We start from the raw sequence: 12628 nt of genomic DNA on the forward strand, positions 1-12628 counted from the left end.
AAATTATAAGTTCGGTGCTTGTGACTACACACACTATTCACTCTTTAATGTTTCCGCAGGATTCAACCTGAAAACTTTCCAGCTTCTGTACCCTATAGTCAATGCTGCCAATAACAAGACTAACAAAATCGCCACTATGTAAGGCCATGGGGAGAATGCAACTTTATTTGCAAAAGATTGCAGCCAAGTATTGGAAAACCAAACCCCAAACCCAACCGCTAAGATTGATGCTAACATAAGCAACTTAAAGAAATCAGAAGCTAGGACAGAAATCACATCTTTTTGTGTAGCGCCCAGCACTTTTCGTATACTGATTTCCCGAGTTCTACGAAGTGCAACATAGGATACAAGACCAAATAAGCCCATGCATGCGATCATCACAGCAATCCCCGAAAATAAAGTAAAGATTACTCCTACCCGCTCTTCAGATCTATACAATTTGGCGTATTCCTGATCTACAAAACGATAGTTAAATGGGCGTTCAGGGACAAACTTTTTCCAAACCTCTTCCAAGGAGGCCAATGAAGCAGCTGGATTCCCTTCAGGTATTTTGACAAGCAGAACATTGGCATTTCCTTGATCCTTGAAAATCCCCAAAGGACCAATAGTTGAGTGCATTGAATTAAAGTAAAAATCACCTACGACTGCTTTAATTGTCGCATTGGAGAAACCAAAATTTATGGTTTTTCCTACTGCTTCCTCTGGAGTCCAACCCATTTCTTTGACCGCTGACTCATTAAGTATGACCGGGATTAAATCTTCACGTGCGCTGACCTCTGCTCTGGTGTAATCATTATCATTCAGATCGGTACCGGCAAGGATTTCCAAATTCAGGGTCTGTACGATATCCTCATCAGTGGAATATCCCGTGATCATAAATTCACGCTGATTGTCACCTCCTGGAAAAATAGTATATCCTGCCTTGATGTGAACCGGCATATCTCCCGCCAATGCAATGGAGTTTGCAGCGCCACTTCTTAGCATTTCAGACTTCATGGTCTCCGCTACTTTCCGCATACTATAGTGGTAAGTCAATGCAACTACCTGCTCTCTATCGTATCCTAAATTCACATTTTGCATGTAATCCAACTGGCTCTTCACCACAAAAGTGGCAATCAATAAACCAATGGAAACGAAGAATTGAAAAACCACCAGGGATTTTCTAACCCATGCTCCCCCACCTATTTTTGTCTTGTTAGCCAATGCTTTGATCGGCTCCATTCCAGATAGAATCAGCGATGGATACATTCCGGCAAGCAATCCTACAATTGCAATTAGCCCGATCAAAAAACCAATTCCTACAGGATTTATTAGGGCATTGGCACTCAAAGGCACTCCTCCTATTGAAGAGAATTTGGGTAAAACCAAATATAGGCACAATACACTCAGCACAGTAGCTGCAAAGGTGAGGAGCATAGATTCGGAAACAAACTGGCCAAATAACTGACTTCTTCCTGCTCCCATAGCTTTGCGCAGCCCCACTTCCTTATTTCGCTCGGTAGCTTCTGCTGTGGCCAAATTCACATAATTGATAATCCCTATAGCAATCAGCAATAATGCTACAATCCCAAAAATATATAGGTAACGGATGTCTGTGCCTGGCTTGATGCTTCCGAGCGTTTGATCGCCCAAATGGATCTGGCTTACAGGCTGCAAGTGAAAAGAAGTCTTGTACCCATATTCAGCTAAGTCTTTTCCCAAATATTTCTCTTTGACTTCCTCTACCTTGGCCTCAAAAGCTGGCAAATCCGTGTCCGGTTTTAGCTTCACATAGGTGTAATAATTACTCGGAGACCACTCAGGTTCTCTGCCATGTCTATGAGATTTGAAGGAAGCCAAAAAATCAAACACCATATGACTATTGCTCGGGAAATCTTCCATCACACCGGAAACGGTATAATCTTCTCCATCTACTTTCATCACTTTGCCAGAAGCTTCACCTACGCTTCCATAATAGCGCTCTGCAGTGCTTTTTGTTAGGACTATCTGATTTGGCTCCGCCAAAACTTGAGTAGTGTTCCCTGCCAATAAGTCAAAATCAAAAACCTTGAAATAATTTTCATCGGCAAATGCAAAAGATTCTTCTTCTTGATTGCCTTCGCCTGCATCTACCAATACAGAAGAAAAAATACTAATATCAAAAACCAATGTTCCTGTCTCTACTTCAGGAACTTCTTCAATTAATGTAGGAATCAGACTTGAAGGGGTAGAACTGACCAATTGGCTTTCACCCTGAGAAACAAATTCCTGATTGAACTTATAGATACGATCATAGTCCGTGTACATCTTATCGTAGCTCCACTCGTGTTGGATGTAGAGGCAAATCGCCAAAAAACTCACGATAGCGATCGTTAGCCCTATCAAGTTGATACCTGTGTACAACTTGCGTTTTCGCAAATTCCTCAGGGATATTTTAAGGTAGTTTTTCCACATAAGTTTAAGATTGAAAAATTGAAAAATCAGAAGATTGAACATCTGATTTCCAATTCTACATTTTTAATTCAATCCATTCTTTTCCACTTTTATGCCATAAAAAAATGCCTCTGAATAAACTCCAGAGGCATTTTTATACTTTTCTCCTATTTACTATCTCGAACATTTTTGTTCGCTAGCGAACAAAATAAATTATCAATGTTTAAGTTTCAAATTCAATGTTCAAGTATAATGTCAACTATCAAAGCAAGCGTCCCAAGCTATATGGATCGCGTATTAAAGACTTGAGCATAATTGAAAGGTCCTCAACTCCGTTCGGACTGACACTTCTTACCCTTTCTAAAACCTTGCCTTTTGATTCTTTAATCTAAATACTTGGCTCTCAACTCTTGAATCTATAATCTTATGTCTTGATACAATTATCTTGTTACTAGAATTTGCGATACTTCCCTTTCAAGAACTCATTCGCTTCCTTCTCATCGAACTTGGCTTTTTTGCTATTCCAGTGAAGTGTTTGATTTGGGAATCTACCTGCAATCACACCAAGCAAAATCGTCTCAGTTAATCGGGCAGCATAAGAGAATGGTGCACTAGTTTCCGCTTTGCCCATACATGCATCTACGAACTGATGGTAATGCTTTTTGCTTTCTCCCTCGTAATCCTTCACTGGTTTGCCTAAATTGAAAGATTCAATATCCATCTCCACGTACTTTCCGTCCACGATTTTACGTGGAAGCTGCTGGAAGTGAGGCAAAAGTAATCTCCCCTTGTCTCCCATAAACATCGCTCCCTGATCAGGTAATTCATCACCATTTGGAAGCATCAAATCTGGATGCTCAGAAGGTGCTCCTGGTCCATCGTACCATATCCACTTAAGTTTCACAGCAGTATATTCTGTACCCGGAAATTCGTAAGTCACCATATTGTGCTCTGGAAATCCAAAACCTGTTGATAGACGGCATTCATTGAGAATAGTCTCAGGTACATCAAGCTGAAGCGCATTGTATGGAGTATCAAAAATATGGACTCCCATATCTCCTAGTGTACCACAACCATAATCCATTATTTTTCTCCAGTTTCCTGGGTGATAATAGCCTTCCTTAAATGGTCTTTCAGGAGCAGTCCCCTGCCATAAGTTCCAGTCCAATGTAGCTGGTACAGGATCAGATCCCGTTGGTTCTGGACCATCATACCCCCAATTTTTAGGAGACCAAGCACGAACTGTATGAACTTTACCAATAATCCCAGATTGAATTAATAGCGTGGCAAGCTTATAATCATAGAAAGAATGAACCTGAATTCCCATTTGGGTGACGAGGTTCTTCTTTTCTGCAATTTTCTTCATTTTACGAGCCTCTGACACATGGTGAGTCAATGGCTTTTGACAATAAACAGGCTTGTTCATTTTCATTGCCATCAAGGAAGCAGGTGCATGGGTATGGTCTGGAGTAGACACTACTACTGCGTCGATCTCGTTTTTCATGTCCTTCAGCATGATTCTATAATCAGTATAGATCTTTGCGTTCGGATGTAGTGCATGAGCTTTCGCCAGATTTTCGCTATCCACATCACATAGGAAAGCTACATCTACTAATTCATGGGATGCAATGGCTCCCAAATCAGCCATCCCCATACTTCCAAGACCGATGTGCGCAGTTCTCAAACGCTCTCCAGCTTTCAAATTGGCTAAAAATGACGGTGCTAGAGCGGCAGTCAATAAGCCTAAACCACTCTTCTTGACAAACTCCCTACGGTCTATACTTTCTATATTTTTACTCATGTTTCGGTAAATTTATTACTGGGTTATTTTATAATTCTTTGATACTGATATTTTTAAAACGGACTACATCCCCATGGCCTAAAAAGCCGATATGCCCAGAGCTGCGCTGCAATCCTGGATGATCTTTGTGGTCTTTTGTACCATTTTTGCTCGCTTCCAAATAGTCCCCATCCACTATCGTCTCTCCATTCAGAATAATTTTTATGTGAGGATGATTTACAATTACTTCCTGCGTGTTCCATTCTCCTACAGGCTTCAAAAAACCACGCTTAGCCGCAATTACGCCATATACCGAGCCATGGTACTGGTATTCTTGCAGGTCTGCAAATTTATCCGCGGTATTATCCAGAATCTGCAATTCCTTACCTACGTAGGCAGCATCACCTTCCAAAGGTGCATGGATTCCCAAGCCATTGTTAGCTCCCGGAGTCAATTGAAAATCAAAGCGAAACACAAAATCTCCATATTCCTTTTCAGTGAAGAGATTTCCTCCACCAGTGCCTTTTGGGTCAATGACTATCATACCGTTCTCTGCCCGGTAGGAAGTCTTATTGCCTACCCAGCCGTCAAGATTTTCCCCATTAAAAAGTGAAACAAAGCCTTTATCAGTATTTCTTTTCTGTGAACTGCAGGAAATAAAGGCGGCCGCAAAAGCGAAAATTGCTAGTACAAAGACAGAATTAGATTTGGACATAAGAGGATTTTTGAAGCTAATAGTTTACTCATTCTTTAAAACCAGAGTGCAATTTAACCTTTCACTCCAATTTTCAGCGATTTGACTTAATTAAAATTTTTATTTACACCTATGGGTATTTATTGATTTTTTCGGAAAAGATGCAATAGAAAAGGCTAGTAGTACCCTGCCAGTAAAAAGTATAAAATCCGGAAAGCAGGCCTTTCATTTCTCTAAATCCATGAAAATTTCAGGTCCATAAATTAGTAGACCAAGACACACAAGGATTGAAAGAGATGATTACTTCGTGGTGATTAATCCAAAATTCTCCAATACGATGCTATGATCATGAAAAATTAAACCATAAATAGCTATGGGTGCAACCTAGAGTAAATCGTAGTAATTATTTAACCCCTTGACCCCGATGGGGGGCGAACAACATACTACTCAAATCCATTACTAACTCATTCATCTGACACCTTGCGTCCGGATCATTTCATCTCCTTTTTCGTAAGTTAAACTGCCAGTATATTGAAATCAAATGGAGAAAACAGAGGCAGAAAACTATTTCAAAGGGCGTGGTTCTCAGATCAAACCAGATAATAAATTCCTGAAAAACCGCTACGTAAGCGAGCATATCGAGGGAATTGACGAACCTTTAATTCAATCTCCGCAGACTAAAATTTTTCATGAACATTCGAAGACCATCGTAAATAAGGTAACTAGTCCTGATGTGGGAATGATTTATTCGCTCAATCCTTATCAGGGTTGTGAGCATGGATGTAGCTATTGCTATGCCCGAAATACACATGAATATTATGGTTTCGATGCTGGGTTGGACTTTGAGAGCAAAATCATCGTCAAAGAAAATGCTGCCCAATTACTTGAAAAGCTACTTCTAAGCCCCAAATGGCGACCTGCTCCTATCAGTCTCTCAGGTAATACGGATTGCTATCAACCACTGGAGCGAAAGAAGGAGATGACCCGAAGTTTGTTGAAAGTATTTGCCCGATACCGCCATCCCGTAGGAATGATCACCAAAAATAGTCTAATTCTCAGAGACCTGGATTTGCTAAAGGGTCTAGCGGAAGACAGGTTAATCAAGGTCTATATCTCTATCACTACACTTGATGAAAATGTGAGGCGGGCGATGGAACCACGAACTGCCAGCGCAGCAAAGCGCCTCCAAACTATTGAGGAGCTTTCAAAAGCTGGAGTTCCTGTTGGGGTCATGTGCGCTCCAATTATTCCAGGGCTTACAGATCATGAGGTCCCAGCCATTCTCAAAGCTGCTGCCGAGCATGGCGCTCTTATGGCAGGAATGACAATGGTCAGACTGAATGGAAGTGTGGGGCAGATCTTTGAAGACTGGATCTACAAAAACTTCCCAGATAGAGCTCCAAAAGTCATCGCTCAAATAAAATCCGTGCATGGCGGTCAGCTGAATGACTCGGATTTCGGAAGGAGGATGCGGGGAGAAGGAAAAGTCGCCGAGATGATCAATCAACTGTTTATGACCTCCCAACGAAAATATTTCGCGGGCAGAACTATGCCTGAATTTGATCTAAGCAAGTTCAGACGGGGCGGGAATTTGAATTTGTTTTAGAAAAGATAAGTACAAAGTATTATGTACAAGGTACCAAGTAGTCTTAAAGCTCCTTCTTCTGTCCCCTTAAAAAAGGGGAGTTGGCTCAGAAGTACCTATAAACTTAAATTTCAAAGGTGACAAATTTCAGTAGATCTGATTGAAGTTCAATTGAGGCAATTCCCCCTTTACAAAGGGGGAAAGGGGGATTTATAATTAAAAGATTTATAAATTCATTAATGCATTTTTTACCCTATAACAAATCTCTAAAAGAGTTTTCCCGCGAGCTTAGAGCACATAGCACACTCTCTGAAGTTTTACTGTGGCAAAAATTGAAAGCAAGCCAATTCCGGGGATACAGTTTTAATAGACAAAAGCCATTAGATAATTACATTGTAGATTTTTATTGTAAAAAATTGAATCTGGTTATTGAAATTGACGGAGATTCACACTTCAGTGAAAAAGCATTAATAGAAGATCAAAAGCGCCAGAAAATTTTAGAAGATTTTGATATAAATTTCTTAAGGTTTATAGATATAGATGTTAAAAAAAATATGGGATTTGTATTGAATGAATTAAACTATTATGTGGATGAATGGGAAGATAAAAATGGAATTTCAAGAAGTTTTTTTCAGTAGTAAATCCCCCTTGCCCCCTTAATAAGGGGGAGTCACCTCAACTGAACCTCAATGCTAAACTTCAAAATTGATTCATTAAGAAGTTGATGACAAAAGTTACGTTGAGCCTATTCCCCCTATACAAAGGGGGTTAGGGGGATTTCAATCAGACATCCGACATCAAAAACCCCAAATCGAATCACTCGCTCTTAAGCACTTTGGAAGGATTAGTTTGCGAAGCTATATAAGAATGAATTCCGACTATAAGCAAGCAAATCGCCATCACTCCTAAGCCTGCAGCAACAAATAACAGATAAGGCATATCTACCCGGGTATTGAATCCTTTTAGCCAATCCTTGAGGAAATAATATGCAGGGAATATTGCAATTAGGAATGAAACTCCCACTAAGCTCATATACTCTCTTGAAATCAGGAAAAGAATCTGCTGTAGAGTAGCTCCCAATACTTTTCTTATGCTAATCTCTTTAGTACGCTGAGCAATGGTAAAACTGGAAAGTCCAAATAATCCCAGGCAGGAAATCAAAATCGCTAAACAACAAGCAAAACCCAGTACATTTTTGATTTTTACATCTTCCTGATAAAACCTATCGATTTGAGCATCGAGAAAGTTAAACGAGGCAGTTTCGTATGGATAGACTTCCAAATAGATCTGCTCCAATCTCTCCTTAGCAATCGCCAGATTTTGGTCTGAATTCAGCTTCACGTTCACTGACTGAAAATATTCTGGATTGTAGGTAAACAATAAGGGACGAATTTCTTCACGCAAAGTCCTTGAATGAAAATCTGCAACCACACCAATAATCTTCACTTTCTCTTGGCTATAGGTGACTTCTGAACCTACGGCAGCCTCCGCAGTTCCAAACCCTGCTTCTTTGACAAACTGCTCATTTACCAATATCTCATCCACTCTGTCTATTGCATCAGTACCAGCCAGCAGAGGAATTCCATTTACTTTCACAAAAGAGGAATCCACATTCATCACCTGAATGTACATCTCTTTTTCTGTGGTGTCCACAGGTACTTTGACATCCGAAGTCCAAAGGCTCGTAGACGATACAAGGCTACCGCTTAGACTTGCACCCTTCACGATTGCTTCCTGATTGAAGCGATCCTGGAGTTGCAGCATTTTATCCGGATCGGACATAAATGGCAGTCTGGCGTACATCACAGCTTCCTTATCGAATCCCAGTGGCTGGCTAGTCAAAAAATTGAGTTGGTAGTTCAATACCATCACTAGAATAATGAAAGCAATGGAAGATGATAATTGAATGACGGTAAGATTTTTTCTCAAAAACACCCCCAAAGAGAACTTTCCACTTCTGACCACTTCCCCTTTCAAGGCGCGCTGAGGATCATAGTTGGACAGGATCAAAGCAGGATAAATCCCCGTGATCAGCGTTAATAGTAGTGGGAATGCTGCATAAAACAGCATGTTTGGAAGTGAGAAGTATTCAATCCTGAAATCCCTCGGTAAGTAAGTTGAAAACAGCAATTTCAGCCCTTCTACTATGCCTAGAGCTAGTATAGTGCTAATCAAAATAATCATAAATGTCTCTGCGAGAAACTGGGAAATTAATTGAAATCGCGTTCCTCCAATCGTCTTCCGTATGCCAACTTCCTTAGATCGGCTGATCGCTTGAGCTGTTTCCAAATTCACAAAATTCAAGGTAGCCAGCACCAGAATAATCATACCTATAAAAATTAAGCCATTTAGGAATGTTTTGGAAACGTGAGTACTTCCATAATTTGGCTGAAAATGCATCTCTGAAAGTGGTTCAGTGAAAAAGCTCGTGGCGTATTTACCATCTTCTTCGGATTCCATGTTTTTTTCTATCAATGGCTGAAAAGCTGCATCCACAGATTCAGGGGACACTTCAGGAGCGAGTTTGACAAAAAGCTGACTGCTCGAATTCACCGAAGTCCAGTCATGTAGCCCATACCATTCGATTTGCTCTTGCGTTCTTATGGTGCTGTAAGAAATAAAATCATTGAAGATAAAGTCCGTATTGTCTGTATAACTAGCCACAACTCCTGTGACTTTTGCATAGATGGAATCCGAATCCACAAACATCAATTCCTGACCTAATACATCTGAAGCTACCGAACCGGGAAAGTATTTATGCATACTTTCTTCTGAGATCACCAAAGATTCTGGCTGTAAAAGTGCCGTTTCAGGATTCCCCGCTAGCCATTTCCTTGGGAAAATTTTAAAGAAGCCAGGATCAGCAAATGTGACTTCACTAGACCTTCCAAATACTTTATTTGTATTTGGCAAAGCCACTAAAACCTCATACATGGTGTAGAGCCGGCCTTTTTCCTCAATTCCAGAAATTTCTCCTTTAATCGCTTCTCCCAGTGGACCTGGAGTCCCCGAATTAGGAAAACTCCCTCCATCTCCCCAATCAGTAAGGGTATTAATTCGGAAAATCCTATCCTTATCAACATGGAACTGATCAAAACTATAGGAATGCGTCACCACATTGAAAATCAAAAAGCAGATCGCAATGCCAATCGACAAACCCAAAATATGGATTGTTGCTCTTAGCTTATTTCTACGGAGATTTCTCCAGGCGATTTTGAAGTAGTTTTTTAGCATTTATTATAGGATTGAAAAATTTGAATATTGGAAAATTGGAAGATTTTAAATTTTAGATTTTAGATTCATAATAAAATTGATTTTCAACTATATACCCCCTACACTAAAACCCTGATTCTAAAAACTTACCACTTTTTAGTTTCTACATTTTACTTTTTACTTTTCACTTTTTACTTCATACTTCGTACTTCCCCCCCCCTATTCATCTTTCAATGTCTTCACCGGATTCATCTGAGTAGCGCGATACGACTGAGCAGATACAATCAGTAATGTAAATAGTATTCCAGCAATGCCCAAAACCGTAAAATTAAGCCAGGAAGGCCAAGATTTTATGGCAAACTGAGCTATCCAAGTTTGCATCAAATACAGACTCAGTGGCAAGCCTACCAGTACTCCAGCAATCGTAATGATCAGAAATTCTTTATTAAACATCCACGAAATACTCCAGCTAGAAGCTCCTAGTACTTTCCGAATTCCTATCTCTTTAGTACGACCTGCTATACTCAAAGCAGCCATGGCAAACAATCCCATTGCAGCTATTAGAATAGCTATACAAGCCGCCAAAAACACCATTTTGCCTAAGCGTTCATCTGCAACGTATTGCTTTTGAACTGTCTCATCCAAGAAACTGAAACTAAACGCTTCCAAAGGAAACACTTGCTCCCATTCATTTTCCAGCATGATTCTGAATGATTCAAAGTCAGAACCATGCCCTTTCACCATCACCTTAGGGTTTGTAGCAGAGTGAATCATCAGCATATTGATACCACTGAATATAGTCTCTGGGCTTTTCGCAAGAATAATGGGTTCAATATCTTTATAAAGTGAGTTGTGGTTGAAGTCCTTCACTACACCTACGATTTCATGATTACCGATTCTCTTGCTTGGCAGCAGTTCTCCCAATGGATCATCCCAATTCATGGCTTTGGCAAAAGTTTCGTTGATCAACACGGCACTGCTATCGGACCCTGGTGTTGGATTCAAATCGCGTCCTTTTACTATCTCAAGGCCCAAAGTTTTTACATATTCACCGCCCACAAAGTTTAATCGAAAATTAAATTGCTCGTCTTCAGGCGTGGGAAAACCTCCGTCCCAAAATGCATCGTCTCCATAAGTGGCGATTGTAATTCCTGCGGATTGGACTTCTGATCTTTTCTGCAATGCTTGTCTGTACAGTTCGGCTTGCGAAAAACCTTCGTTGATCGACTTTACAAAGCTGGTACTCGGCACCTCTGGAATATCGACTAACACCACCATATTTTGATCGAAGCCTAAATCATAATCTCGTATAGCCTCCATCTGATTCACCATAATCAGCGTTGAGGCGATCATTAAGAACGAAATAAAGAATTGAAAAGCCACCAGTCCTTTTCTTAGGGCTTGCTTCCCAAAACGTATAGAGAGATTCCCTTTCAGTACTTTGATGGGCTTCAAACTGGACATGAAAAACGCAGGATAGGCTCCAGCCATCGCAGTAATCAAAATCACCAACCCTACTAAAATCAGGATTTGAACAGGTCCATAGACCAATGACAATTCCTTTTCAAACAAATCATTAAACGTCGGAATTAAAGTTTCTGCCAGAATCAACCCTAAGATCAATGCTGCAAGTGTAGTCAAAAATGCCTCAGTCAAAAACTGGAAAACGAGCTGTCCAAAGTCTGCCCCCATAGTTTTACGTACGCCGACTTCCTTCGCACGAGTGGTAGAGCGCCCGATAGCCATGGTGGTAAAATTGATACAGGCAATCAACAATATTAAGAAGGCAATTCCAGCTAGAATCCATAGTAATGTCGGTCTGGTAGCTTCTATCATACCATAATTCGAACTTTCAGTTAGATGCATCTCCGAAATAGGCTGCAGCGTGAATACGTATTCACCTTCTACATATTCCTCTCCCAGTACTTTCTTCATCATCGCCTCGACACCGGCTTCTACAGACTCCTTTGTTTGCCCTGCATTGAGCTTCAAATAGGTATCGCCATAAACATTGAACCAGGAGTTTTGACTATCCTCATCTACACTAAAATCCAGGTTTTGATCGTTTATCAGCATCTCGAACTGGATACTGGAATTTGTTGGCAAATCTTTCAAAAGTCCAGTTACTTGGTACTCTTCAAAGTTGTCTCCCATTCTCATCCGAATGGATTTACCGATTGGATTGTCATCTCCAAAGTATTTTTTGGAAACCTCCTCCGTGATGACTACTCCAAACTTATCCTGCAATACTTGCTCTTTGGTCCCCTGAAGTAATGGAAAACTAAAAATCTCCAAAAAATCTGCTCCCACCATCAAAAAGCTTTGGTTCTGTGTGGTTTCATCATCTAGGTAAGCCTGAGCTGAGCCCCCTATCATACGGGTGGTATATTGTACCTGAGAAAACTCACTCTCAAAAGTTGGCGCTGCGATAATAGGTGTAGAAAACGAGGTTAAATCCCCTCCTTCTTCTACCTGATGTCTTTCTATCCTGAATATCTGCTCACTTTCTTGGTGAAAAGTATCAAAACCGCTTTCAAACTGAACAAAAAAGAAAATCAAAATACTTACCCCAAGACCTAAAGAAAGCCCAATCAAATTGATCCCGGTGTGCAGCTTGTTTTTAGAAAGGTTACGGATTGCGATTTTAAAATAGTTCTTCCACATAGGAAATAGTGTTAGGTTTTAATCTTGGAGGAGACCTTTGTCCTGGACTTACTTCATCAATCTACTGAACATAGAATTCCTTATCCCTGCTATCAAATATCTGTGCCAGTAAAAAACAGTTGAAACAGCCCGAAATTGACACATAAAGCGTGTTTTCAAAAAATCAATCGGACATTTTTGTCCGCTCGTGGGCAAAGTACACTTTATATAGATTGGCAAACCAGACACTGGGCCACGTATTTTTAGGAATATCAGCCTCATCACCTCTTGAAATAAAAAA

General features: G+C 40.4%; 7 protein-coding genes. 2 read left to right on the forward strand and 5 right to left on the reverse strand.

Features of this window, described 5'->3' with window-relative positions; all coding sequences use genetic code 11:
• Positions 1-33 precede the first annotated feature (33 nt).
• The 3 genes from QOL76_RS10540 to QOL76_RS10550 form a co-directional block, all read right to left on the reverse strand.
• Complete coding sequence (locus QOL76_RS10540; RefSeq protein ID WP_283412922.1) at positions 34-2433, reverse strand: ABC transporter permease; 2400 nt, start codon at positions 2431-2433, stop codon at positions 34-36.
• 430 nt (positions 2434-2863) lie between these two features.
• A complete protein-coding gene (locus QOL76_RS10545; protein ID WP_283412923.1) occupies positions 2864-4213 on the reverse strand; it encodes a Gfo/Idh/MocA family protein in 1350 nt (449 codons plus the stop codon).
• Between the two features lie 28 nt (positions 4214-4241).
• A complete protein-coding gene (locus QOL76_RS10550) occupies positions 4242-4907 on the reverse strand; it encodes a 3-keto-disaccharide hydrolase (RefSeq protein ID WP_283412924.1) in 666 nt (221 codons plus the stop codon).
• Between the two features lie 520 nt (positions 4908-5427).
• On the opposite strand from QOL76_RS10550, the gene QOL76_RS10555 reads away from it, so the two are divergent.
• Together QOL76_RS10555 and QOL76_RS10560 are read left to right on the forward strand one after the other, a co-directional pair.
• Positions 5428-6492: a PA0069 family radical SAM protein gene (locus QOL76_RS10555; protein ID WP_283412925.1), complete on the forward strand. Its 1065-nt coding sequence runs from the start codon at positions 5428-5430 to the stop codon at positions 6490-6492.
• 218 nt (positions 6493-6710) lie between these two features.
• Entirely contained in the window at positions 6711-7109 is a 399-nt protein-coding gene (locus tag QOL76_RS10560; RefSeq protein WP_283412926.1) for an endonuclease domain-containing protein, read from the forward strand.
• 178 nt (positions 7110-7287) lie between these two features.
• Here the strand turns inward: QOL76_RS10560 and QOL76_RS10565 are convergent, their stop codons facing one another.
• Positions 7288-9705 carry an ABC transporter permease gene (locus tag QOL76_RS10565; protein ID WP_283412927.1) on the reverse strand — a complete coding sequence of 806 codons (2418 nt, stop codon included), beginning with the start codon at positions 9703-9705 and terminating at the stop codon, positions 7288-7290.
• Between the two features lie 198 nt (positions 9706-9903).
• Positions 9904-12348: an FtsX-like permease family protein gene (locus tag QOL76_RS10570; RefSeq protein WP_283412928.1), complete on the reverse strand. Its 2445-nt coding sequence runs from the start codon at positions 12346-12348 to the stop codon at positions 9904-9906.
• Between the last annotated feature and the right edge of the window lie 280 nt (positions 12349-12628).

The sequence above is a fragment of the Algoriphagus winogradskyi genome (assembly GCF_900182815.1).
Classification (GTDB): Bacteria; Bacteroidota; Bacteroidia; order Cytophagales; family Cyclobacteriaceae; genus Algoriphagus; species Algoriphagus winogradskyi.

Coding starts and splice junctions, on each gene's coding strand:
- QOL76_RS10540 (WP_283412922.1), bottom strand. CDS start 2,433: ATGTGGAAAAACTACCTTAAAATATCCCTGAGGAATTTGCGAAAACGC.
- QOL76_RS10545 (WP_283412923.1), bottom strand. CDS start 4,213: ATGAGTAAAAATATAGAAAGTATAGACCGTAGGGAGTTTGTCAAGAAG.
- QOL76_RS10550 (WP_283412924.1), bottom strand. CDS start 4,907: ATGTCCAAATCTAATTCTGTCTTTGTACTAGCAATTTTCGCTTTTGCG.
- QOL76_RS10555 (WP_283412925.1), top strand. CDS start 5,428: ATGGAGAAAACAGAGGCAGAAAACTATTTCAAAGGGCGTGGTTCTCAG.
- QOL76_RS10560 (WP_283412926.1), top strand. CDS start 6,711: ATGCATTTTTTACCCTATAACAAATCTCTAAAAGAGTTTTCCCGCGAG.
- QOL76_RS10565 (WP_283412927.1), bottom strand. CDS start 9,705: ATGCTAAAAAACTACTTCAAAATCGCCTGGAGAAATCTCCGTAGAAAT.
- QOL76_RS10570 (WP_283412928.1), bottom strand. CDS start 12,348: ATGTGGAAGAACTATTTTAAAATCGCAATCCGTAACCTTTCTAAAAAC.